We start from the raw sequence: 21,803 nt of genomic DNA, 5'->3' as shown, positions 1-21,803 counted from the left end.
TGCGATCCTTTCTCAGGGATGGAGGGAAGCATTATGGGCCAGGTTCGTCACGGGAGCGCCACGACCACGCACGCCGTCAGAGCTGCAATACAACGATCGCAAGCTTCGCTCGCGACGCTGAGCCGGGAGCTCGGCATTAACCCCAAGACAGTGGCGAAGTGGCGCAAGCGAGCGACGGTCGATGATCTCAAGACAGGGCCGAAGGAGCCACGCTCCACGGTTTTGACAGAAGCCGAGGAGGCGGCCATCGTCGCGTTCAGGCTGCACACGCTTTTGCCGCTGGACGACTGCCTCTATGCCCTGCAGCCATCAATTCCACACCTGACACGCTCAGCGCTGCATCGGTGCCTTCAGCGCCACGGCATCTCTCGACTGCCCGACGTGGAAGGCGACAAGCCGAAACGGTCGAAGTTCAAGCGCTACCCTATCGGCTTCTTTCATATCGACATCGCCGAGGTGCAGACTGCTGAAGGCAAGCTTTACCTGTTCGTCGGCATTGACCGCACGAGCAAGTTTGCCGTGACCCAGCTCGTCGACAAGGCGGACAGGAAGACAGCTTGGGAGTTCCTGCAGCACATGCTCGAAGCCGTGCCCTATCAGGTCCATACCATCCTCACCGACAACGGTATTCAGTTCGCCGAGCAGCCTCGGAACCGGAACACCATCTATTCCAGACCTATGCGCTTTGACATGATCTGCGAGGCCAACGGCATTGAGCACCGCCTGACGAAGCCCAACCACCCGTGGACCAACGGTCAGGTCGAGCGGATGAACCGCACGATCAAGGACGCCACCGTCAAACGCTTTCACTACACCAGCCACGACGAGCTCCGCACGCATCTCGCCGACTTCATGGCAGCCTACAACTTCGCGCGTAGGCTCAAGACCCTCGGCGGCCTCACGCCCTACGAATACATCTGCAAGATCTGGACATCAGAGCCAGACAGATTCATCCTAAACCCGATCCACCAGATGCCGGGACTGAACACCTAGGGCATGATTTCTGCGCCATCAACCTGTCGGACAACCTCAAGCCGCTGGATCTGGTGCTGGACCGCGTGCGGCTGGCGGTCCAGGCCGATTTCGCGATGGCCTTCTATAACCCCCGTTCCGCCAGCCGCCCGCATCAGTTCGGCGCGGTCCTGGACCTGCTGCGCGGGATCTGCGGCCCCGACCGGCTGATCACCTTCGCCCGCGCGGTCTCGACGCCCGGCCAGCAGATCCGCACGGTCGCCCTGTCCCAGGCCGCGGCCGAGATGGCCGACATGCGCACCGTGGTTCTGGTCGGCTCGTCCCGGACCCGCCGCGTCGGCCGCTTCGTCTATACGCCGAGGTCGGCATGACACCAGGCCAGCACATCCTCGACGGTCGCGGCGGCGGGGCGGTCCGGCACGGGCGGCCGGGCGATCATCACCACCGGGATGCCCAAGGCGCGGGCGGCGGCCAGCTTGGCGCTTGCCCCGTCGCCGCCCGCGTTCTTGGCGACGATCAGGTCGATGCGATGGCGTTCCAGCAGCGCTCGGTCGCCCGCCACGTCGAAGGGACCGCGCGCGACCACCACGGTCGCATCGGGCAGCGGCAGGGGGTGGTCGGGAAGGTCCACCAGGCGCAGCAAATAATGGTGCTGCCCCTGGCCCCTGAAATCCGCAAGCTGCTGGCGGCCGATGGACAGGAACACCCGGCGCGGCGGGCCGTCCAGGGCGCGCGCCGCCGCCGCCATGTCGGCGACCTCCATCCAGTCGTCGCCCGGACCGGGCCGCCAGGCGGGCCGCTCCAGCGCCAGCAGCGGCACGTCGGTCAGCGCGCTTGCGGCCACCGCATTGCGGCTGATCCGCGCGGCAAAGGGATGGGTCGCATCGACGATCCGGGCGATACCGTTCGCCCGCAGCCAGCCGGCCAGCCCCGCGGCCCCGCCGAACCCGCCCACCCGCACCGGCACCGGCTGCGGGCGGGGCGACTGGACCCGGCCCGCATAGGACAGGATCGCGGCCATGCCCCGCCCGGCCATCGCCGCGGCAAGGCGGCTGGCCTCGGTCGTGCCGCCAAGGATCAGGGTCGTCATGGCTGAATGGCTGTCCATCATCGGTATCGGCGAGGATGGCTTGGACAGCCTGTCCGCCGCAAGCCGCAATGCGCTGCGATCGGCGACGGCGGTGTTCGGCGGGCCGCGCCATCTGGCGATGATCGACCATCCCGACCGCCGGCCCTGGCCGGTGCCCTTTTCCATCGCCCCGGTGCTGGCCCTGCGCGGGCAGCCGGTGGCGGTCCTCGCATCCGGCGATCCGTTCTGGCACGGCGCGGGCGGCGGGCTGGCGGCCGCCCTGTCGCCCGGCGAATGGCGGGCCTTTCCCGCGCCCTCGGTCTTTTCGCTAGCCGCCGCACGGATGGGCTGGCGGATCGAGGATACGCTGTGCCTGGGCCTGCACGCCGCGCCGATGGCGGGGCTGCGCCCGCATCTTGCGCCGGGCCGCCGCGCGATCCTGACGCTGCGCGACGGCGCGGCGGCGGGCGCGTTGGCCCGCTGGCTGGCGGCCGAGGGGTTCGGGGACAGCGCCCTGACGGTCATGGAACATCTGGGCGGCGCGCGCGAACGGATCCGCCACGCCCGCGCCGATGCCCTGGCCCCGGCCGATATCGCCGCCCTTGTCACCGTCGCCCTGACGGTCCGGGGCGGGGGCCGGGTCATGCCCCGCGGCTCGGGCCTGGCCGACGACTGGTTCGACCATGACGGCCAGATCACCAGGCGGCCGGTCCGCGCCCTGGCGCTGTCGGCCCTGGCGCCGCGTCCGGGCGAGATGCTGTGGGACATCGGCGCCGGGTCGGGATCGGTCGGGATCGAATGGCTGTTGGCCGATCCGTCCAGCCGGGCCATCGCGATCGAGCGGGACGCGGCACGGGCCGAACGGGCGCGCCGGAACGCCGACCGGCTGGGCGTGGGGCGGCTGGCGATCCGGGCGGGCAACGCCCTGGACCTGCTGGACGGCCTGCCGCCGCCCGATGCCGTCTTTGTCGGCGGCGGCGGCGACGATGCCCTGCTGGCCGCGCTGTGGAACCGCCTGCCAGCGGGGTGCCGCCTTGTCGCCCATGCCGTGACCCTGGAAACCGAGGCGCTGCTGGCCGCCTGGCACCGTGCCAGGGGCGGCGGCCTGCTGCGGATCGAACTGTCCGAGGCCGCGCCCCTGGGGCGCAGGCGGGGCTGGAAGGCAAGCTATCCGGTCGTGCAATGGAGTGTGACGCGATGAGACATGCGGGCGTCGGATTTCGCAGCGGGGCCACGCCGGCCTCGGTCCGCGATGCGCTGCGCCGGGCCGGAGGCGGCGGGCTGACGCGGATCGCCATTCCGGCGGTCAAGGCGGCTGATCCGCTGGCGGCCGAACTGGCCGCCTCCGGCCTGGCCCTGACCCTGGTCGCGCCCGAGGCGCTGGCCCGGACCGCCACGCCCACACAAAGCCCGCTGTCGCTGCGAACCCACGGCACCGGCAGCGTCGCCGAAGCCTGCGCGCTGATCGCCGCCGGGCCGGGCGCGCATCTGCGGGCGCCCCGCACCGTCAGCCAGGACCGCATGGCCACCGCCGCCGTCGCGGAAGGAGTCGATCCATGACCGTCCATTTCATCGGCGCCGGTCCCGGCGCGCCCGACCTGCTGACGCTGCGCGGGCGCGACCTGATCGCGGCATCGCCCGTCTGCCTTTATGCGGGATCGCTGATCCCCCCGGCGCTGCTGGCCCATTGCCCGCCCGGCTGCCGGATCGTCGACACCGCGCCGCTGGATCTGGACGCCATCCTGGCCGAGATCGCGGCGGCGCATGAACGGGGCCTCGACGTGGCGCGGTTGCATTCGGGCGACCTGTCGGTCTGGTCGGCCATGGGCGAGCAGTTGCGCCGCCTGCGCGCGGCGGGGATCCCTTATACGGTGACGCCGGGCGTGCCGTCCTTTGCCGCCGCCGCCGCCGCCTTGGGCGCGGAACTGACCCTGCCGGGCCTTGCGCAAAGCGTGGTGCTGACCCGCATGGCGGGCCGCGCCTCGGCCATGCCGCAGGGCGAAAGCCTTGCCGCCTTCGCCGCGACCGGCGCGACCCTGGCGCTGCACCTGTCGATCCACCGGCTGGCCCGGATCGCCGCCGAACTGATCCCTCATTACGGCGCCGATTGCCCCGTGGCCGTCGCCTGGCGGGCAAGCTGGCCCGACCAGCGGCTGGTGCGCGGCACCCTGGCCGACATCGCCGCGCAGGTCGGCGACGGCATGGAGCGCACCGCCCTGATCCTGGTCGGCCGCGCCCTGGCGCAACAGGGATTCGACGACAGCCGCCTGTATTCCGCCGATTACGACCGGCGCTTTCGCGGCGGGCGCGGCGACGCGGTGGCGCCATGAGCGGGGGGCTGATCGTCTCGGCCGCGCGGTCCGGCAGCGGCAAGACCACGGTGATGCTGGGCCTGCTGCGCTGCCTGACCGAGGACGGAGTGACCGTGCAGCCCTACAAATGCGGGCCGGACTATATCGACCCGGCCTTTCACCGCGCGGCCTGCGGGCGGGCGTCCTTCAACCTGGACAGCTGGGCGATGCCCAGGGGCCTGCTGGCGACACAGCTGGCGCGGGCGGACGGCTTCGCCCTGGCCGAGGGGTCGATGGGCCTGTTCGACGGCGTGGCGGCGGATGGCGAGACCGGCAACGGCGCCAGCGCCGACATCGCCGCGCTGACCGGTTGGCCGGTGCTGCTGGTGCTGGATGTCTCGGGCCAGGCGCAGACGGCGGCGGCGCTGGCCCTGGGGATGGCGCGGTTCCGCGACGACGTGCGGGTGGCGGGGGTGATCCTGAACCGCGTCGCCTCGGCCCGCCACGAACGGCTGTGCCGCCTGGCCTTCCAGGCGCGGGGCATCCCCGTCCTTGGCGCGCTGCCCCGGCGGGGCGACCTGACCATCCCGGAACGGCATCTGGGCCTGGTGCAGGCGGCGGAACACCCGGATCTGGAAACCGCGATCCGCGCCTATGCGGCCTTCCTGCGCGCCCATGTCGACCTGGACGCCATCCGGGCCGCGGCGCGGGGCCGTGCCGGGCCCGCGACCGGCGGACGTCCGATGCCCCCGCCCGGCCAGCGGATCGCGCTGGCGCAGGACCAGGCGTTTTCCTTTGTCTATCCGCATCTTCTGGACAGCTGGCTGCGGCAGGGGGCCGAGGTGCTTGCGTTCTCTCCGCTGGCCGATCAGCCGCCGCCGCCGGACGCGGATGTCTGCTGGCTGCCGGGCGGCTATCCCGAACTGCATGCCGGGCGGATCGCGGGCGCGGCCCGGTTCCTGGACGGGCTGCGCCGCTTCGCGGCCACCCGTCCGGTGCATGGCGAATGCGGCGGCTACATGGTGCTGGGCCGGGCGCTGATCGACGCGGGCGGGACCAGCCATCCGATGGCCGGGCTGCTGGGGCTTGTCACCAGCTATGAACAGCGGCGGATGCATCTGGGTTACCGGCTGGCGCGGCTGTCGGACCCGATGCCGGGCCTGCCCGCCGGGACGCGATTGCGGGGGCACGAGTTCCATTATTCGACCATCCTCGACCAGCCGGACGATCCCCTGGCCCAGGTGACGGATGCCGACGGCGCGGCGGTGGCCGAGACCGGATCGCGGCGCGGCCGCGTCACCGGCACGTTCTTCCACCTGATCGCGCAGGCCGCATGACCCGCGTCTTCGTCTGCGCCGAATGTCCGGGCGGGGCGGACAGGCTGGCGGCGGTCCGCGCCGCGCTTGACGGAGCCGCCTGCACGGTCCGCGCGTCGGGCTGCCTGTCGGGCTGCCGCAGCGGCGGGTCCGTGGCGGTCAGGGCGCCGGGGCGGATGGCCTATCTGTTCGGGCCGGTGGACGGCGGCGACCGGGGCGGGCTGCGCCGGTTCCTGGATCTCTACCACGCCGCGCCGGGCGGAGAGATCCGCGACGCCCGCCCGCTGGGTTCGCTGCGCTTCAAGGTTCTGGCGCGCATTCCCGGCGCTTGACCGCCGGCTTCGGCGATGCCAGTCTGCGGCGTGCAAGGTGCAGCCCGCAAGGCTGCGTGGGAACAGGGATCACCAACCCGACCGCCCCCGCGACTGTGAGCAGAGAGCCGATCCGGCACGCCACTGTGGCCCCGCGCCATGGGAAGGCAGGACAAGGCAGCGACCTGCGAGTCAGGAGACCGACCTTGCGCGAAACGCAATCCGCCGTCGGGGATGACGGCAAGGAGGAATGACATGACGACGCTTTCCCGCGCATCGGCCGCGGTTTCCACATCGCTGCGCGACATCTTCATCGTGGCCGCCATCGGCGCGGTGCTGGTCTTCACGGCCGGCCTCGCGCAGTCCGAGACGCTGCACGATGCCGCCCATGACATGCGCCACGCCACCGGCTTTCCCTGCCACTGATGCTGTCGCGTCTTTTGTCCAGCGCCTTGATCGCTGGTGCTGCCGCAGGGCTGATTGCCACCCTGTTGCAGCTGGGTTTTGTCCAGCCCGTCCTGCTGCACGCCGAACTTTACGAGGGGGGCGAGCTGACCCATTTCGCGGCCCCCGGCGACCACCATCACGGCGCGGCGGACAGCGCCCATGACCATGACCGCGCCGAAGGCGCCGCCGCTGCCGCCCATCCCGACATGGGCGGCCTGGACCTGACGCGCGACGGGCTGTCGGTGCTGTTCTCGATCCTGGTCTATGCCGGATATGCGCTGCTGCTGGTGGCCGCCATCGCGCTTGCGGAAAACCGCGGCCACACCGTCACCCCGCGCCAGGGGCTGCTGTGGGGGATCGCGGGCTTTGTCGCGGTGCAGCTTGCGCCCGCCTTCGGCCTGGCCCCGGAACTGCCCGGCATGGCCGCCGCCAACATCACGCAGCGCGAAATCTGGTGGCTGGCCACCGTCGCCCTGTCGGCGGCCGCGCTGTGGCTGATCGCCTTCGGCAAGTCCTGGGCGACATGGGCACCCGCCATCGTCCTGGCCGCCCTGCCTCATCTGGTCGGCGCGCCGCATCCGGCCGAACTGACCGGCCCGACCCCGCCCGAGCTTGCCGCCCAGTTCGCGGGGCGCGCCCTGGGCGTGGGCCTGGTGGCCTGGGTCGCCCTGGGCCTGCTGACGCCCAGCCTATGGTCGCGGGGCCGCGCCTGACCCCTGTCCCGTCCCCCCTAAGCCGGGATCCCGCCGCAGCAGATAGATGTCCATGATCCATCCGTGCCGGTCGCGGGCGGCCTGCCGCGCAGCGACGATGCGCGGTCCTGCCTCTGCCAGCGGGCCTGCCTCGACGATCTGGCCCGGCATTCCGACATATGCGCCCCACCAGATGCGGACCCCTGCGGGATCAAGGGCCTGAAAGCTGTTCATGCCGTCCAGCATCACCACCAGCGTATCGACGCCAGCGGGCCAGCCTTCGTCGCGCAGCCGCCGCCCGGTGGTGACAAGGACGGGCGCGCCGATCTCGTTCAGGGGGATTGCATGGGCCACCGTCAGCACCTGCAACGACATGATCCCCGGCACGACATGGACGGTCACGGCCCGCCGCTTTGCCAGCCGCCCGGCAATGCGCAGCGAACTGTCATAGAGACCCGGATCCCCCCAGATCAGCAGCGCCACCCGCACCGCGCCGGGATGGGCCTCGATCGCCCGGTCCCAGCACCCGGCGATCGCCTCATGCCAGTCCAGCACGCCGCCTTCATACCCGCCCGAGGCATCCCGCACCGGCAGGTCGAATTCCGCCAGGACCGTTTGCGGATTGGTCAGCACCTGATCGCAGATCCGTCGCCGCATCCGGGCCAGTTCGGCCTTCTCCTCGCCCTTGCGGGGAATCAGGATCAGATCGGCCCGGTTGATCGCCGCGACGGCCTCAAGCGTCAGATGCTCGACCCGTCCCATGCCGATGCCGATAAGCCAAAGTTCCATCCCGGAGGCCCCGCCCATGGATCATGCAAGGCGCTTCTGCCCCCGGACCAAGCGGCGGTCAAGCGGCCTTCAGCTGTGCCTTTTTCGATCAGGACGTGTTGGGCGATCCGCCCTCCGCCGCAATCAGCGGAAGCCGAGCGGCCTGCACGGAATGGTAGATGTCCAGTTTGCCGTGGAATCGCCGCCCGACCGGCTTTCCGCCGCCATCCAACCCTGGAAAACTGATGGTCGATCAGGCGGCGGGCGCAATCGAGCGCGCCGTCATCGGGCCTGGCGCGCAATCCCAATGCTGAAGCACCACCCGGCCTAGTTCGAAGGAATGTCCGGGCGTCGTGCCTGCCGGGCGGAACATCGGATTGCCTGAGCCAGATCTCGACCTGGATGTCGGGCCAGGGCCGCCCGGTTCGGTGACGATGGGAAAGACAATCGGCGTGACGATCAGCATGGCCGGGCCATGTGCATGAGCACGGTTCAGGCGGCCGGGGTGCTGAACGTCTCACGCAACGCTATGAATGGCTGTTCGCCTATCCGCGTGCACGGCCCCAGGATCAGAGACGACTCGATCCGGGCAAGAGCCTGGCATCTCGCAGGGTGTTAGCACCAATCCGGTGGTGCTGGACCTTCTGATCTCGGCAGCCCGCGCTAGGGGGATCGCCTGGAAGCAGCAAGCGGCCGGCGGCACCAGCCCGACCGATGCGAGGGTCGTGCATTAGCTGCGGGGCGACGTCGCCACGGGCGTAATCCCGGTGCCGCTGCGCTACAGGCACACGCCGTCCGAGATGGTATTGCTCGCCGACATCCAGGCCTCGATCGACCTGGTCCGCGCATATTGCCGACGCCTGCGTCCGGATACGGATTTCACGCCGGTGTAAGGGCGAAGGCGTCAGGGTTGATAAAGGATTGCCCGGCCGATCTTCGGGAACATCGCAAGCAGGGGACGGTTGTAGGACCGGGTGCCCGTGCTGACGCCGATGCGTGTACGCCGTCTGGATGCCCGGTTTCCCTCCACGATCATCCGAGGACTTCCGATGTTTTATACCGACAACAAGCTGCAATATCCCGTTCGCGTCGACGCCCCGAACCCGCTGTTCGCCCGTGCGCTGCAGCAGGCCATCGGCGGGGTCGAAGGCGAGATCCGCGTGGCGATGCAATATTTCTTCCAGGCCTGCGGCGCGCGCGGCAACCCCAAGTTCCGCGACCTGCTGATGAACACCGCCGCCGAGGAGCTGGGCCATATCGAGATGCTTGCGACCGCCGTCGCGATGAACCTGGATGGCGCGCCCCTGTCGATGCAGGAGGAGATGGCCGCGACCGACCGCGTGGTGGGCGCGGCGATGGGCGGCGTGAACCTGAAGAACCTGCTGTCGTCCGGCCTGTCGGCGATGCCGGTGGACAGCGACGGCGTGCCCTTCGACATGTCCCACATCTATGCCAGCGGCAACATCGCCGCGGACATGACCGCCAATGTCGCCGCCGAATCCACGGGGCGCACCCTGGCCGTGCGGCTTTATAACATGACCGACGACGCCGGCATGAAGGACATGCTGTCCTATCTGATCGCGCGCGACACCATGCACCAGAACCAGTGGCTTGCCGCGCTTGAGGAGCTGGGCGGCATGACCGGAGCCTTCCCGATCCCGAACAGCTTTCCGCAGGCGCAGGAAAAGACCGACTTCAGCTATGCCTATCTGGGCTTCCAGGCCGATGGCAGCGCGCCGGTTTCCGGCCGCTGGGGCGAAGGCCCGTCCATCGACGGCAAGGGCACCTTCGTCACGGGCAAACTGCATCCGTCCGACCAGAAGCCCGATCTGGGCATGGCGCGCCCCGACAGCGGCGCGCAGGCCGAACAGATCGGATAATCCTGCGGCCCGCCGGCCGGAACCGGCGGGCCTTTCCTTTCGCAACAAGCGACACCCTTGCAGGAGATGGCGATGACCCTTGCCCTTGTCACCGGCGCATCCACGGGAATCGGGCTGGAACTGGCCCGCATCGCCCAGGCCGACGGACACCAGACCATCGTGGTCGCCGATGAGCCCGCCATTCATCAGGCCGCCGCAGGCTTGGGTGCCGAGGCGGTCGAGGCCGATCTGGCCACCTCCGAAGGGGTCGCGTCGGTCCTGGCCCATCTGGGCGGACGCGAGGTCGAGCTGCTGATGCTGAACGCGGGCACCGGGCTGGGCCACGCCTTTCTGGACCAGGATCCGCAGCGCATCGACCATGTGGTGATGACCAACATCCTGGGCGTGCTGCGGCTGGCGCATCCGCTGGGCCGCCGGATGCAGGCCCGGGGCCAGGGGCGGATCCTGATCACCGGCTCCATCACGGGCTTCATGCCGGGGACGTTCCAGGCGATCTACAACGCCTCCAAGGCGTTCCTGAACAACTTCGCCTTGGGCTGGAACGAGGAACTGAAGGACACGGGCGTCACCGTGACCTGTCTGATGCCCGGCCCGACCGACACGGCCTTCTTCGAACGCGCGGACCTTCTGGACACGCCCATCGGCCAGATGAAGAACAAGGACGATCCCGCCATGGTCGCCCGCGCGGGCTATGACGCCATGGTGGCGGGACAGGCGCAGATGACGCCGGGCCTGAAGAACAAGATGCAGGCCACCCTGGCCGAAGTCCTGCCCGCGGGGCTGGTGGCCAAGGCGCATCGGCGGATGGCGGAACCCGAGGACGAATGACCCCGCCCGGCCGACGACCGGCCAGGCGGCCCCAAGGGTCCGATCCCCGGACCCCCCAAGCAGGAGAATGCAGATGAAGCGCAGAACCCTTTTCGCAGCCGGAGCGGTCGCCGCCGTGATGCCGGTCGCCCGAATGTCCTTTGCCCAGACCGCGCCCGATGCAGACATGCAGGCGATCCTGATGGGCGGAAATTTCTCGCTGCTGAGCAGCCGGGCCGCCGCCGACAAGGGCACGGACCCCGCCGTCAAAGCCTTCGCCGCGCTCGAGGTGGCCGAGCAGGAGGCCGTGGCCCGCGCCTTTGGCGCGACACCCTCGGATCAGGTGGCACCGGAGCACGCGGCCCTGCTGGAACAGATGAACGCCATGGAGGCCGGGGCCGAATTCGACCGGCAGTATCTGGCGGCGCAGATGCAGGGCCACGAACAGCTGCGCGCCCTGCACGCGGCCTATGCCGAAAACGGCCAGAATCCGATGGCGCGCGGCGCGTCCATCGTCGGCGTTCCGGCGATCGACAGCCACATGTCCATGCTGCGGGCCATCAGCGACCGCCTGGGCTGACGGCACATGGAGGCCTGGCTTTGCTTGGCCGGCGGGAATGCGCTTGGCGCGTTCCACGTCGGCGCCTGGCAGGTGATCGAACAGTCCGGCCTGCGCGTCACGCGCATGTCGGGCGCCTCGATGGGGGCGGTGGTCGCGGCGGTGATCGCGGGCAATCCCCCGGAGCGGCGGTCCGAGGCCTTGCACGCGTTTCTGGCCGAGGTTCGGCAGGAACGGCGGATGACCGGCAGGCGGGCGGCGGTCGCGGCGATGCTGATGCGCGGCCATCCGTCCTTGTTCCTGCCGTCCTGGCCGGGGCTGTGGGAAATCCTGCCCGGAATGCCCGCCGACCGGTCGCAATTCCGGCGCGGACCGATGCGGCGCCTGCTGGAACGGACGATCGACTTCGACCGCCTGAACGATGCCGAGATCGAGGTGACGATGACCGCGCTTGACGCGGAAACCGGGACGATCGTGGATTTCCGAAACCGGGACATGGCGCTGAGCGTGGATCACATCATGGCAAGCACCGCCCTGCCGGTCCTGTTCCGGCCCGTCCGGATCGACGGGCGTTACCTGCTGGATCCGGGATTGTGCGAAAACCTGCCGCTTCGTCCCCTGCTGGACCGGCCGGGCGACGCGGCCATCATCGGGCTGGATCTGTTCGCGCAACAGAGCACGCTGACCGAGACGATGGACGGCATCGGCACCCGCGCGCAGGAGCTGTTCTTTGCCGGGCAGTCGGAACGGATCATCCAGTGCGCGGACTTGGTGGGCCGCAATTTCCGCCATGTCGTCCTGTCCGATCCCCAGGACGAATTCGCCGGCAAGGCCTTTGATTTCAGCCGCTCGAACCTGGAGCGCCGGGTCGGGCTGGGCAAGCTGCTGACCACCCGCGCGCTGGCGGACCTGACCAGCACGATCCCTGCGGCGTCCCCAGAACTCCCGAGAGAGAATGCGTCCGATGATCCCGCCCCGTCTTCACGCCCGGCTTGACGCCGCATCCGCCCTGGCCCTGCTTGCGCTGCCCCGCGCGCTGGGCTGGCCCGGCAGGCTGACGCGGCCGCTGGCCTTGGCAGGGCTGGGGGTGGCGGCCTATTCGCTTGCGACGCGCTATCGTCCAGGGCCGGGCGGCGGAATCGACCTGGACCAGCACCGGATGTTGGACGCCGCGCAGGGGGCGGCCTGCATCGCGGCGGGACTGCGGGAAAGCGCCGCCGGACCGCGCGCCTTTCTGACCGGATACGGCGCCTTTTCGCTGGCTGCCGCCGCCCTGACCCAGCCGCCGGGACCGCGGGGCGTCCCGCTGCCCCCTGCGGCGGTGACGCAGGATTGCGGGCCCGATGTGGCCCGGCTGCGCTGCGCCATCGTGAACGTCGCCTTCATCGGCCCGGCCGGCGCGGGGGACCGGGGGTGGTTCCTGGTCGATGCCGGCATCGCCGGCTCCGGCCCCGTCATCCGGGCGGCCGCCCGGGACCGCTTCGGCGATGCCCGCCCCGCGGCGATCCTTCTGACCCACGGCCATTTCGATCATGTCGGCGCCCTTGCGGACCTGGCGCGCGACTGGGATGCGCCGATCCACGCCCACCGGGCCGAGCGCGGCTTTCTGGACGGCACGCGGTCCTATCCGCCGACCGCGCCCGAGGTAGGGGGCGGCAGCATGGCGGAACTGTCGCCCCTGTTCCCGCGCGGGCCGATCGATGTCTCGGACCGATTGTTCGACCTGCCCGGCGACGGGACCATCCCCGGTCTGGACGGCTGGCAATGGATCCATACGCCCGGCCATGCGCCGGGGCATGTGTCGTTCTGGAACGCCGCCACCGGCACCCTGATCGCGGGCGATGCGATCAGCGCCACGCGCCAGGAGTCGCTGTGCAGCGCCGCCTTGCAGATCCCGCATCTGCAAGGCCCGCCCGCCTATTACACGACCGACTGGGATGCCGCCGGGCGTTCGCTGCGCAGGCTTGCGGCCCTGCGGCCGGACCGGATGATCCCGGGGCACGGCCCGGCCCTGGCAGGGCCGGAGTTCCGGGCGGCGCTTGACCGGCTGGCACGGGACTTCGCCGCGCGCGGGCTGCCGCCCCGCAGCCGCTATGCCCGCCGGGATGCCCTGGCGGACCGGCGCTGACCCGGTCCGGTCCTATCCCCTTCCGGTCTCGACCACACGCCTCGGGAACCTGCGGCGCGGAACAATGCCCATCGTCGAAACATCGGGATCATCCGGCGAAGGGACTTCGATCTCTCCCCTCTCCACGAGCATTTCCTTGCCCTGACACGACAGCGTTTCGTCACCGAAAGCGCGGGGCGGCAGACGGCACTGACGATATCAGCGCAATGGTAACTTGTCCAACAACCCAACTATCAGCAGGATATTCGGCTCTGCGTGCTGAAACGATTAGAGTCAGGACTCACAACCAATAGATGACGGTCGCGGCGAGGGCGCAGGCCGAGAGGAACAGGATCGGGCAACGATCGTAACGAGTTGCGATCCTGCGCCAATCCTTCAATCGGGCGAACATGTTTTCGATTTTGTGCCGCTGGCGGTAGAGTTCGGTATCATGCGGGATAGCAACTTTGCGACCGATGCGGGACGGGATGCACGGCGAAATCCCCATGTCGATCAGAGCGTTGCGGAACCAGTCAGCATCGTAGCCCCGGTCTGCAAGCAACGCCCCTGTCTGAGGGATGGAGGACAGAAGCGCCCGCGCCCCGATGTAGTCCGAGGTCTGGCCCGCCGAGAGGAACATCCCGATCGGACGGCCCCTCGCGTCGGCCAGAACGTGCAGCTTGGAGTTCAGCCCACCCTTGGTGCGCCCGATCAGCCGCCCTCGCCCCCCTTTTGAACCGCGAGGCTGGAAGCCGTCCGGTGCGCCTTCGCGTGGGTAGCATCGATCATCACGATCCCGGTTTCCTGGGTCTGCGCGGCCAGTTCGGTCATGATCGTGGCGAACACGCCCATCCGGCTCCATCGCTTCCAGCGGTTGTAGAGCGTCTTCGGTGGGCCGTAGGCGGCCGGTGCGTGTTTCCACATCAACCCGTTGCGCTGAACGAAGATTATCCCGCTCAGCACGCGCCGGTCATCGACCCTCGGTTTGCCGCGCGACTTCGGGAAGAAAGGTCGCAGCCGCCCGATCTGCGCCTCCGTCAGCCAGTAAAGCTCGCTCATCACCCCTCCCACAGTTGGGAGTTTGAATCATGCCGCCCGCCTCCGCTCAAGCAGGTTTATGGGTCCTGACTCTAGCGCGGATCATCGGCCGTCAGATCGCCAGGGAGCAATTCAGGATACAACAGTTGCGTAAATCGGAGAAACAATGACTTTGCTTTCCCTCTGCAGTTGTCCTTGCGGCTCGTTGGCTGCAAGCCGCCGCCGACCTAGTCCGCAGGGCATTTCTCTCTGGACATACTGCAGGGATCACGGCCAGTATTGATCCGACGACCTGTGAAGCTGCGTCCGTTGTCGATCTTCACAGGTCCAATACGAGACCCGCGACGGGGGTTTTACCAGATGAGAGGCTCACGGCGCTGCATCGCAGTGCGACCGGGCCTCACGACCAGCCCGAGGCATGCGCTCAAAGCACCAAGGCGGCACATGCCGCCATCGTCGCAGATCGAACCCGGGAGTGGTCCGGCGGGCTCTCCCATCCCCGATCGCCGGGCTACCTCCGGAACAACCGATCACACGGACCTGTATGCGCCCTTCTTGACGAATGGACAGCCCATCTAACATATCGGCGGCGCTCGGCCCGCATGGAGAAAAGGCTCATATCCTTGGCTCGGAGCCCGCCGCGAGTCTTGGGCAGGCTACGCCTCCAACCCCTCCAGAAGCGTCATGAGGGCATTGTCCAGCGCATCGGCCCCAACCTTCTCGGGGAGAAGAATGCCGTCGATGGTCAACAGCGCCAGACCGTGCATCTGCCCCCAGCAGGCCGCCATCTGGCCGCGAACCTCGCGCCGGCGAAGTGCCCCTTCGGCCTGACCACGCTCCAGCAGCTCGATCAGCGGTTCGCAGGCGGCAAGCGCCCGCTCGTCCAGATGCACGTCCGCAGGTTTCCCGGCATCGGCGCTGAACATCAGCCGGTAAAGGCCGGGGTTGGTGGTCGCAAAGCGGATATAGGCGCGCGCCATCGTAAAGAACGCATCGCGCAATGCGTCGGCCGGCTTCGCCTCATCCGGCGTCAAGGCCGCGCGGAGCCGGTCGAAACCGATCAGCGCCATTTCCGCCAGTAGCGACGACTTGTCCGCGAAATGCTTGTAGGGCGCGGCATGGCTGACGCCAGCCCGCCGGGCGATCTCGCGCAAGGTGAACTGCCATCCGCGATCCTCATGCAACATGGCCATGGCGGTGTCGATGACAGCGCGCTTGAGGTCGCCGTGATGATAGGGGCGGTCGGCAGCGTCGGGCATGGGCGATCCAGAAGTTGTCAGTGAAAACATATGTTGACAATGCCTACTTTCAGAGCTTATGTCAACGCCATGAAGTTTCTACTGTCAACTTTGGAGGCGGACATGAACAGCACTGACACGATCGAGACAGGCAATCCGCTTGAAGACATCCTCGCTCTCCAGCGCGCAGCGTTTCTCCGCGCCGGTCCGCCAACGCTTGCCCAACGCCGCGAGCACATGAAAACCCTGCGATCCGCCATGCTCGCGCGGCGGAGCGAATTCGAGGACGCGCTGAACGCGGATTTCGGCCACCGCTCTCGCCACGAAACGGCGATCATGGAGATTTTCCCGCTTGTGACGGGGATCGACTATCTGCGCAGGAACCTGCGCCGCTTCATGCGTCCGTCGCACCGGCATGTCGCCTTGCCGCTGCGCTTCGGCCGCGCCCGCGTCGAATATCAGCCGCTCGGCGTGATCGGGATCATGGCTCCGTGGAACTACCCGCTCCAACTGGCTCTGATGCCGCTGGCGACCGCGCTCGCGGCCGGCAACCGCGCGATGCTCAAGCCTTCGGAGTTCACGCCGGCCACCAGCGAGCTGCTGGTGCGGATGCTCGCCGATGTTTTCCCCCAGGAGCAGGTCGCGGTCGTCACGGGCGATGCTGACGTGGGCGCGGCCTTTTCGGCGCTGCCGTTCGATCACCTGCTTTTCACCGGCAGCACGCCGGTCGGGCGCAAGGTGATGCGGGCTGCGAGCGACAATCTGGTGCCGGTGACGCTGGAGCTGGGAGGCAAGTCGCCCGTGATCGTCGCCAAGGATCATCCGATAGACCATGCGGCTGCCGGCATCGCCTACGGCAAGTTCGCCAATGCGGGCCAGACCTGCATCGCGCCCGACTATGCGCTGGTGGATGAAAGCGAAATCGACGCCTTTGCGACGGCTTTCGACAAGGCCGTCGCGGCCCTTTATCCGGACGGTCCTGCAAGCCAGGATTACACGGCGATCATCAACGACCATCACCACGCCCGGCTGTCCGGCCTGATCGCCGATGCGCGCGACAAGGGCGCGCAGATCAGGACGGTCGGGCGCAACGCCGAGCAGGCAAGCCAGCGCTCGCACACCCTAGCGCCGACGCTGGTGCTGAATGCGACGGACGACATGCGGATCATGCAGGAGGAGATTTTCGGCCCCATCCTGCCGGTGGTAGGCTATCGCGGGATCGATGAGGCGATCGCCTATGTGAACGCCCGCCCCCGGCCCCTGGCGCTTTACTATTTCGGCTCCGATGGGGACGACCGGAACAAGGTGCTGACGCGGACCACCTCGGGCAACGTCACCGTCAACGGCACGCTCTTGCACATCGCGCAGGACGATCTGCCCTTCGGCGGCGTCGGGTCGAGCGGCATGGGTGCTTATCACGGGGTCGAGGGCTTCCGCTCGATGAGCCATGCCAAGGGCATTTTCGAGCAGGGCCGATGGAACGCCGCCGCGCTGCTGCGTCCACCCTTCGGCACGCTCGCTGACAGGATGCTGAATATGATCCTTTTGCGGCGATAAAATTGGGCGCTCCTCGGGAACGAGCGCGCGCCTTGAACCTTACGGGATCCGCATGAGACAGAAATTGTCGGAAGCCACGATGATTTTCAGTGCTGAAAGCCCGCGTTGCACCCTGCGATCGCAAAGAAGCATCCAATGCCGCGCGGCGGCATGGAAGAGGGTACGGACGGACAGATCATCATCCAGTAGCATGGTTCACAACTCCGCCCTGTCCATCGACGGCGATCTCGGCGCCCATCGTGTAGCTTGACGAATCGCTGGCGAGAAACAGCACAGCCGACCCGATTTCTTACGGTTGCCCATGCGGCTTAGAGGCACCTGCGCGCCCACCTTCCCGGCGTAGGCGCCAAACTCCTCCTCGCTCTGGTTCTTGCCGCGATAGATATCCATGGATGGGGTGGCGGCTGAAGGGGCTGATCGGTGAAGGCCTGCTGCGCTGCATTTCCGAAGGGCGCCTCGACTTTTTTGATTGTTGCAGCGGAATCGCCCGATCCGGCATCTCGACGAAAGAATGCGCAAGGCCAGATTTCGCCTTGACCGAAAATGAGAAAACGTTTACCCATGCTTGAGAAAAGGATTTCTCTGTGTCCAGCCCGAACTTGTCCCGTGTGCGCATATACGATGTGGCGAACGCCGCCGGAGTAAGTATTGCCACAGCCTCGAAGGCGCTGAACGGGACCGGGCGAATGGCGGTGGAGACGCGGGATCGGATCGAGCGCATCGCCGCCGAGCTTGGTTTCCGGCCCAATGCCTTGGCACGAGGGCTGATCAGCCGGCGTAGCTTTACGGTCGGATTGCTGACCAACGACACCTATGGCCGCTTCACCCTGCCTGTCATGGCCGGGGTTTCCGAGGCTCTCGTCGATCACGGAGTATCGGTCTTCCTCTGTACGATCGGGAACGATCCCGAACTGGGCAAGGTGCATGTCGACGCCATGCTGGACAAGCAGGTCGACGGCATCATCGCCACCGGAAAGCGCATCGACCATCGGCTGCCCGTCGATCTTGCAGATTTGCCTATCCCTGTCGTCTATGCCTTCACCGGCGCCCCCGAGGATGCCGTCCAGCTGGTTTCCGACGATGCCCAGGGTTCGCGCGAGGCCGTCGAATGGCTGGCGCGGCTCGGCCGCAGCCACATCGTTCATGTCACCGGACCCGGAAGCTTTGCTTCGGTCCACGAGCGCGCGGGCGCATTCAGGGACGTGGCGGGCGCGGATGCGCCGGTGCTTTACGGCGAGTGGTCAGAGGCTTGGGGCCACCGGGCGGTGGCTCAGATCTGGGAGGATCGGGCAAGGCCGCCGGATGGCATTTTCTGCGGCAACGATCAGATCGCGCGCGGTGTCGTGGATGCACTGCGCGAGCGCGGCGTCGACGTGCCGGGGGCGGTCTCGGTCGTAGGCTTCGACAATTGGGAACTGGTTGCCGCCGCGACGCGCCCGCCGTTGACGACCGTCGACATGAATTTGAAAGACCTCGGCCGAGAGGCCGGACGCCTTATTCTGGCGCTGGCCGAGGGAAAGCAAGTTGCGCCGGGGCTGCGCCGGATGGCCTGCCGGCTTGTGGTCCGCCAGTCATGTGGAGGGGCACCGGCGCCGTAACCTAGACGACCAGCCGGAGGGGAGACCGGCGTTTCAGGGAGGAAGATCATGTTCAGACTGTTTGCGATGTCGACCGTTGCGTCACTGTGCCTTGGCTCGGCGAGTGTCGCACAAGAGACCATCGACATGTGGGTGCGCACTGGCATTGGAACGGCCTTCACGTCCCTTGCCGATGCCTATAATGCCAACCACGAGAACCAGATCTCGGTGACGGAAGTCCCCTTTGCCGAACTGGTTCAGAAATACGCCGCCGCCGCCGCCGGTGGGCAGGCGCCCGACGCTCTCTCGCTCGATCTCATTTATACCCCATCCTTCGCCGCGGCCGGGCAACTCGAGGATCTGAGCGAATGGGCACGCTCGCTGCCTTATTTCGACACGCTGTCCCCGTCCCACGTCAAGCTCGGCACCTATGAGGGCTCGGTCTACGGCCTGCCGCTGCTGGTCGAGACCTCGATCTTTGCCTGGAACAAGGATCTCTATCGGGCCGCCGGCCTCGATCCCGAGAAGGCGCCCGAAAACTGGGAGGAGATCACCGCCAATGCCGAGGCCATCCGCAAGCTGGGCGATGGCCACTACGGCTTTTATTTCTCGGGCGGCGGCTGCGGCGGCTGCATGATCTTCACCTTCGCGCCCATCGTCTGGGCCTCGGGCGCCGACATCCTGTCCGAGGACGGCAGGACCGCGACGCTCGACACGCCGCAGATGCGGGCCGCCGTCGACATCTACCGCACCATGGTCGAGAAGGACCTGGTCCCCGAAGGGGCGGTGACCGACAATGGCGTCAACTTCCTGTCGATCACGAACGGCAAGATCGGCCAGCAGTCCTTGGGTGCGTTCCAGATCGGATCGCTGGTGAACGATCATCCCGAGCTGGATTTCGGCGTGACCCTGATCCCCGGCGTCGATGGCGGCAAGGCGTCTTTCGCGGGCGGGGACAACATCATCGTGACGCGCGGCACCCCGCGCCTCGAGGCGGTGAAGGAATTCATCGAATTCGCCTATTCGCCCGAAGGCCAGCGTATCCTTGCGCAGAACGGCTCGCTGCCCAGCCGGGGTGACATCGCCGAGGAAACGCTGGAAGGGCTCGATCCGCGCCTGCACGTCGCCGCCGAGGCGATCAGTATCGCGAAAACACCCTATACGCTGGTGTTCAACGACGTGATCAACAGCGCCAACGGGCCCTGGGCAACCTTCACCAACGCCGCCATCTTCGGCGACGACGTGGATGACGCCTTCGACTACGCCCAGTCGGAAATGCAGGCGATTCTCGACAGCGCCCCCTGAGCGCAACCGACCGTGCACGGAAGGCCGGATGGCCTTCCGCCCTCCAATCTGCTGCGAGATTGCCATGACTTTTCCTGCGGCGACATCGCTGTCGCATCCGCTTCCCCCACGGCGCCGCAAGCGCTTCGGGCGGCAATGGCCCGGCCTGCTCTATATCGCGCCGGCCGTGGCGCTGGTGACGGTGTTCTTCGTCATCCCCGTTCTGTTCACGGTCTGGATGAGTCTGCACAACTGGCCCCTGCTGGGTGAGCCGCGCTGGATCGGGTTGCGGAACTATGCCCGCATGTTTTCCGATACGCGCTTCCTCGCCGCGCTCGGCTTCACCGCCTATTATACCGTGGTCGTCACCATCGCCATCTTCGCGGTCGCCTTTCCGCTGGCGCTCTTCGTCGAGAAGCAGCGGCGCGGGGTCGCCGTCTATCGGACCATCTTCTTTCTGCCGGTGGTGGTCGGCCTTGCCACGGCCTCGCTGCTGTGGGTCTGGCTTGCCAATGTGGACAGCGGGCTGTTCACGCCGATCCTGCGCATGTTCGGAGCGACCGGACGCAGCGCCAACCTGCTTGCGACATTCGACAATGCCTTCGCGACCATCATCGTGATGGTGGTCTGGAAGATCGCGGGCTTTACCATGATCATCCTGTTGACCGGGTTGCAGGCGATCCCCTCGGACGTGACCGAGGCGGCGCGGATCGACGGGGCGAGCGCCTGGCAGCGGTTCCGCCATCTGACCCTGCCGCTGATGCGCCGCACGCTGGCGCTGGCGCTGATCCTGTCGATCACCGGCTCGGTGCTGGCCTTTGACCAGTTCTACATCATGACCAGCGGCGGGCCGCAGAACCGGATGATCTCGGTCGTCTACTACATCTTCAACCAATCCTTCGTGTCGTTCCAGCTCGGCTACGGCTCGGCGCTGTCCATAGCACTTCTGGCCATCCTCGTCGTGTTCAGCGTGATCCAGCTCCGGCTTCTGCGGGTGGGGGACGACCGATGAGCACAGGCAGCGCAAAACGGGCGCGGGGCAGGCTTCTGGGCAATCTCGGCTATCACGGCTTCGGGATCCTCGCGTCCTTCTTCTTTCTGGCGCCGTTCTTCTGGGCCGGCCTCTCCTCGCTGCGCTCCAATGCGGAATCGCAGACGCCGCCGCTGCCGCCCTGGCCGAGGACCGGGATCAGCTTCGACGCCTATGCCGCGCTCGACGGCTTCGGGGCCGGCATCTGGCAGCATGTCCTCAATTCGGCGGTGGTCTCGCTGGGGACGGTCGTGTTGACGGTGGTGGTCGCGCTGCTGGCCGGTTACGGCTTCTCGCGCTATCGGTTCGCGTTCCGGAACGCCTTCTTCGTGCTGATCATCGCCACGCTGATGATCCCGTTCCAGTCGATCCTGACGCCGCTCTTCATCATCCTCGCGAAGCTGGGGCTCAACAATTCGCTGGTCGGGCTGACGCTGGTCTATGTGACGCTGCAACTGCCCTTTTCGGTCTTCATGATGCGCAACGCTTTCGACGCGGTGCCGAAGGAGATCGAGGAAGCGGCGCGGATCGACGGTGCGCGCGACCTCAAGCTTCTGGTCAGGGTGCTGCTGCCGCTCGTCATGCCGGGGGTCGCGACGGTCGCGATCTTCGCCTTTCTCAACGCCTGGAACGAGTTCCTCGCCGCGCTCATCCTGCTCTCCAGCAACGAGAACTATACGCTGCCGGTGCTGATGACCGCAGTGCGCGCGGGACGGCTGGGCGCGATCAACTGGGGGGCCGTGCAGGCGGGGGTGATGGTCATGACCATCCCGTGCCTGTTCGTCTTCCTTGCCCTGCAACGCTACTACATGCGCGGGCTCATGGCCGGCGCCGTCAAATGACCTCACTCTTCAGGAAAA

General features: G+C 67.6%; 24 protein-coding genes, 1 pseudogene and 1 riboswitch. Of the genes and pseudogenes, 21 read left to right on the top strand and 4 right to left on the bottom strand.

Annotated elements, in window-relative coordinates; genetic code table 11:
- The first annotated feature begins 33 nt into the window (after positions 1-33).
- Positions 34-993 carry an IS481 family transposase gene (locus tag PXD02_RS02065; protein ID WP_275103905.1) on the top strand — a complete coding sequence of 320 codons (960 nt, stop codon included), beginning with the start codon at positions 34-36 and terminating at the stop codon, positions 991-993.
- Positions 990-1,343, top strand: a pseudogene (locus PXD02_RS02060) (precorrin-3B C(17)-methyltransferase); the annotation flags it as partial. The gene PXD02_RS02065 and the pseudogene PXD02_RS02060, both read left to right, overlap by 4 nt.
- Here PXD02_RS02060 and PXD02_RS02055 read toward each other — a convergent pair.
- Positions 1,322-2,062: a cobalt-precorrin-6A reductase gene (locus PXD02_RS02055; RefSeq protein WP_275105307.1), complete on the bottom strand. Its 741-nt coding sequence runs from the start codon at positions 2,060-2,062 to the stop codon at positions 1,322-1,324. The pseudogene PXD02_RS02060 and the gene PXD02_RS02055 sit on opposite strands and share 22 nt — an antisense overlap.
- On the opposite strand from PXD02_RS02055, the gene cbiE reads away from it, so the two are divergent.
- The 7 genes from cbiE to PXD02_RS02020 all read left to right on the top strand — a co-directional run bounded on the left by cbiE (position 2,061) and on the right by PXD02_RS02020 (position 7,119).
- A complete protein-coding gene (gene cbiE, locus PXD02_RS02050; RefSeq protein ID WP_275105306.1) occupies positions 2,061-3,242 on the top strand; it encodes a precorrin-6y C5,15-methyltransferase (decarboxylating) subunit CbiE in 1,182 nt (393 codons plus the stop codon). The genes PXD02_RS02055 and cbiE overlap by 2 nt on opposite strands.
- Positions 3,239-3,601 (top strand): cobalamin biosynthesis protein, encoded by a 363-nt coding sequence (locus PXD02_RS02045; protein WP_275105305.1) that lies wholly within the window; start codon positions 3,239-3,241, stop codon positions 3,599-3,601. The genes cbiE and PXD02_RS02045 overlap by 4 nt, the downstream gene beginning before the upstream one ends.
- Entirely contained in the window at positions 3,598-4,371 is a 774-nt protein-coding gene (gene cobM, locus PXD02_RS02040) for a precorrin-4 C(11)-methyltransferase (RefSeq protein ID WP_275105304.1), read from the top strand. Before PXD02_RS02045 ends, cobM begins: the two co-directional genes overlap by 4 nt.
- Positions 4,368-5,669 (top strand): cobyrinic acid a,c-diamide synthase CobB, encoded by a 1,302-nt coding sequence (locus PXD02_RS02035; protein WP_275105303.1) that lies wholly within the window; start codon positions 4,368-4,370, stop codon positions 5,667-5,669. Before cobM ends, PXD02_RS02035 begins: the two co-directional genes overlap by 4 nt.
- A complete protein-coding gene (locus PXD02_RS02030) occupies positions 5,666-5,980 on the top strand; it encodes a DUF1636 family protein (protein WP_275105302.1) in 315 nt (104 codons plus the stop codon). Before PXD02_RS02035 ends, PXD02_RS02030 begins: the two co-directional genes overlap by 4 nt.
- An 18-nt stretch (positions 5,981-5,998) precedes the next feature.
- Positions 5,999-6,182, top strand: a riboswitch (cobalamin riboswitch).
- Between the two features lie 32 nt (positions 6,183-6,214).
- Positions 6,215-6,385, top strand: a complete 171-nt coding sequence (locus PXD02_RS02025; RefSeq protein ID WP_275105301.1) for a CbtB domain-containing protein — start codon at positions 6,215-6,217, stop codon at positions 6,383-6,385.
- Positions 6,385-7,119, top strand: coding sequence for a CbtA family protein (locus PXD02_RS02020; protein WP_275105300.1), 735 nt, complete (start codon positions 6,385-6,387; stop codon positions 7,117-7,119). Before PXD02_RS02025 ends, PXD02_RS02020 begins: the two co-directional genes overlap by 1 nt.
- On the opposite strand, the gene cobF is transcribed toward PXD02_RS02020, so the two are convergent.
- Positions 7,096-7,887, bottom strand: a complete 792-nt coding sequence (cobF, locus tag PXD02_RS02015) for a precorrin-6A synthase (deacetylating) (protein WP_275105299.1) — start codon at positions 7,885-7,887, stop codon at positions 7,096-7,098. The two genes, PXD02_RS02020 and cobF, sit on opposite strands and share 24 nt — an antisense overlap.
- A 158-nt stretch (positions 7,888-8,045) precedes the next feature.
- Here cobF and PXD02_RS02010 point away from each other — a divergent pair, with 158 nt between their 5' ends.
- The 6 genes from PXD02_RS02010 (at position 8,046) to PXD02_RS01985 (ending at position 13,240) form a co-directional block, all read left to right on the top strand.
- Complete coding sequence (locus PXD02_RS02010) at positions 8,046-8,180, top strand: hypothetical protein (protein ID WP_275105298.1); 135 nt, start codon at positions 8,046-8,048, stop codon at positions 8,178-8,180.
- Positions 8,181-8,915: 735 nt separating this feature from the next.
- The gene (locus tag PXD02_RS02005) at positions 8,916-9,746 is read left to right on the top strand and encodes a manganese catalase family protein (protein WP_275105297.1); all 831 of its coding nucleotides are present in this window, start codon (positions 8,916-8,918) and stop codon (positions 9,744-9,746) included.
- 72 nt (positions 9,747-9,818) lie between these two features.
- Positions 9,819-10,574: an SDR family NAD(P)-dependent oxidoreductase gene (locus tag PXD02_RS02000; protein WP_275105296.1), complete on the top strand. Its 756-nt coding sequence runs from the start codon at positions 9,819-9,821 to the stop codon at positions 10,572-10,574.
- A 73-nt stretch (positions 10,575-10,647) separates the two neighbouring features.
- The gene (locus PXD02_RS01995; protein ID WP_275105295.1) at positions 10,648-11,133 is read left to right on the top strand and encodes a DUF4142 domain-containing protein; all 486 of its coding nucleotides are present in this window, start codon (positions 10,648-10,650) and stop codon (positions 11,131-11,133) included.
- A 24-nt stretch (positions 11,134-11,157) separates the two neighbouring features.
- Positions 11,158-12,108 (top strand): patatin-like phospholipase family protein, encoded by a 951-nt coding sequence (locus PXD02_RS01990; RefSeq protein WP_275105294.1) that lies wholly within the window; start codon positions 11,158-11,160, stop codon positions 12,106-12,108.
- Complete coding sequence (locus tag PXD02_RS01985) at positions 12,077-13,240, top strand: MBL fold metallo-hydrolase (RefSeq protein ID WP_275105293.1); 1,164 nt, start codon at positions 12,077-12,079, stop codon at positions 13,238-13,240. The genes PXD02_RS01990 and PXD02_RS01985 overlap by 32 nt, the downstream gene beginning before the upstream one ends.
- Positions 13,241-13,520: 280 nt before the next feature.
- On the opposite strand, the gene PXD02_RS01980 is transcribed toward PXD02_RS01985, so the two are convergent.
- Positions 13,521-14,278, bottom strand: a protein-coding gene (locus PXD02_RS01980) for an IS5 family transposase (protein ID WP_275105292.1) whose coding sequence is annotated in 2 segments (ribosomal slippage) — positions 13,521-13,957 and positions 13,957-14,278 — 759 coding nt in all. Because the reading frame shifts where the segments join, the coding sequence is not laid out codon by codon here.
- A gap of 635 nt (positions 14,279-14,913) precedes the next feature.
- Positions 14,914-15,516, bottom strand: a complete 603-nt coding sequence (locus tag PXD02_RS01975) for a TetR/AcrR family transcriptional regulator (protein ID WP_275105291.1) — start codon at positions 15,514-15,516, stop codon at positions 14,914-14,916.
- Between the two features lie 102 nt (positions 15,517-15,618).
- On the opposite strand from PXD02_RS01975, the gene PXD02_RS01970 reads away from it, so the two are divergent.
- The 6 genes from PXD02_RS01970 (at position 15,619) to PXD02_RS01945 (ending at position 21,785) form a co-directional block, all read left to right on the top strand.
- On the top strand, positions 15,619-17,052 hold the full coding sequence (locus PXD02_RS01970; RefSeq protein WP_275105290.1) for a coniferyl aldehyde dehydrogenase: 1,434 nt from the start codon (positions 15,619-15,621) through the stop codon (positions 17,050-17,052).
- Positions 17,053-17,444: 392 nt separating this feature from the next.
- Positions 17,445-17,621: a hypothetical protein gene (locus PXD02_RS01965; RefSeq protein WP_275105289.1), complete on the top strand. Its 177-nt coding sequence runs from the start codon at positions 17,445-17,447 to the stop codon at positions 17,619-17,621.
- A 15-nt stretch (positions 17,622-17,636) separates the two neighbouring features.
- A complete protein-coding gene (locus tag PXD02_RS01960; RefSeq protein ID WP_275105288.1) occupies positions 17,637-18,650 on the top strand; it encodes a LacI family DNA-binding transcriptional regulator in 1,014 nt (337 codons plus the stop codon).
- 48 nt (positions 18,651-18,698) lie between these two features.
- Positions 18,699-19,934: an ABC transporter substrate-binding protein gene (locus PXD02_RS01955; protein WP_275105287.1), complete on the top strand. Its 1,236-nt coding sequence runs from the start codon at positions 18,699-18,701 to the stop codon at positions 19,932-19,934.
- A gap of 64 nt (positions 19,935-19,998) precedes the next feature.
- On the top strand, positions 19,999-20,925 hold the full coding sequence (locus tag PXD02_RS01950) for a carbohydrate ABC transporter permease (RefSeq protein WP_275105286.1): 927 nt from the start codon (positions 19,999-20,001) through the stop codon (positions 20,923-20,925).
- A complete protein-coding gene (locus PXD02_RS01945) occupies positions 20,922-21,785 on the top strand; it encodes a carbohydrate ABC transporter permease (protein ID WP_275105285.1) in 864 nt (287 codons plus the stop codon). Before PXD02_RS01950 ends, PXD02_RS01945 begins: the two co-directional genes overlap by 4 nt.
- Positions 21,786-21,803 lie beyond the last annotated feature (18 nt).

The organism is Paracoccus sp. S3-43, from assembly GCF_029027965.1.
GTDB lineage: Bacteria > Pseudomonadota > Alphaproteobacteria > Rhodobacterales > Rhodobacteraceae > Paracoccus.
The sequence above is the reverse complement of the archived record's forward strand: the minus strand, read 5'-3'. Positions and strand labels throughout refer to the sequence as shown.

Bases quoted from the DNA above. Each gene is read 5' to 3' on its own strand.
- PXD02_RS02065 (WP_275103905.1), top strand. From the start codon at position 34: ATGGGCCAGGTTCGTCACGGGAGCGCCACGACCACGCACGCCGTCAGA.
- cbiE (WP_275105306.1), top strand. From the start codon at position 2,061: ATGGCTGAATGGCTGTCCATCATCGGTATCGGCGAGGATGGCTTGGAC.
- PXD02_RS02055 (WP_275105307.1), bottom strand. From the start codon at position 2,062: ATGACGACCCTGATCCTTGGCGGCACGACCGAGGCCAGCCGCCTTGCC.
- PXD02_RS02045 (WP_275105305.1), top strand. From the start codon at position 3,239: ATGAGACATGCGGGCGTCGGATTTCGCAGCGGGGCCACGCCGGCCTCG.
- cobM (WP_275105304.1), top strand. From the start codon at position 3,598: ATGACCGTCCATTTCATCGGCGCCGGTCCCGGCGCGCCCGACCTGCTG.
- PXD02_RS02035 (WP_275105303.1), top strand. From the start codon at position 4,368: ATGAGCGGGGGGCTGATCGTCTCGGCCGCGCGGTCCGGCAGCGGCAAG.
- PXD02_RS02030 (WP_275105302.1), top strand. From the start codon at position 5,666: ATGACCCGCGTCTTCGTCTGCGCCGAATGTCCGGGCGGGGCGGACAGG.
- PXD02_RS02025 (WP_275105301.1), top strand. From the start codon at position 6,215: ATGACGACGCTTTCCCGCGCATCGGCCGCGGTTTCCACATCGCTGCGC.
- PXD02_RS02020 (WP_275105300.1), top strand. From the start codon at position 6,385: ATGCTGTCGCGTCTTTTGTCCAGCGCCTTGATCGCTGGTGCTGCCGCA.
- cobF (WP_275105299.1), bottom strand. From the start codon at position 7,887: ATGGAACTTTGGCTTATCGGCATCGGCATGGGACGGGTCGAGCATCTG.
- PXD02_RS02010 (WP_275105298.1), top strand. From the start codon at position 8,046: ATGTCCAGTTTGCCGTGGAATCGCCGCCCGACCGGCTTTCCGCCGCCA.
- PXD02_RS02005 (WP_275105297.1), top strand. From the start codon at position 8,916: ATGTTTTATACCGACAACAAGCTGCAATATCCCGTTCGCGTCGACGCC.
- PXD02_RS02000 (WP_275105296.1), top strand. From the start codon at position 9,819: ATGACCCTTGCCCTTGTCACCGGCGCATCCACGGGAATCGGGCTGGAA.
- PXD02_RS01995 (WP_275105295.1), top strand. From the start codon at position 10,648: ATGAAGCGCAGAACCCTTTTCGCAGCCGGAGCGGTCGCCGCCGTGATG.
- PXD02_RS01985 (WP_275105293.1), top strand. From the start codon at position 12,077: ATGATCCCGCCCCGTCTTCACGCCCGGCTTGACGCCGCATCCGCCCTG.
- PXD02_RS01975 (WP_275105291.1), bottom strand. From the start codon at position 15,516: ATGCCCGACGCTGCCGACCGCCCCTATCATCACGGCGACCTCAAGCGC.
- PXD02_RS01970 (WP_275105290.1), top strand. From the start codon at position 15,619: ATGAACAGCACTGACACGATCGAGACAGGCAATCCGCTTGAAGACATC.
- PXD02_RS01965 (WP_275105289.1), top strand. From the start codon at position 17,445: ATGGGGTGGCGGCTGAAGGGGCTGATCGGTGAAGGCCTGCTGCGCTGC.
- PXD02_RS01955 (WP_275105287.1), top strand. From the start codon at position 18,699: ATGTTCAGACTGTTTGCGATGTCGACCGTTGCGTCACTGTGCCTTGGC.
- PXD02_RS01950 (WP_275105286.1), top strand. From the start codon at position 19,999: ATGACTTTTCCTGCGGCGACATCGCTGTCGCATCCGCTTCCCCCACGG.
- PXD02_RS01945 (WP_275105285.1), top strand. From the start codon at position 20,922: ATGAGCACAGGCAGCGCAAAACGGGCGCGGGGCAGGCTTCTGGGCAAT.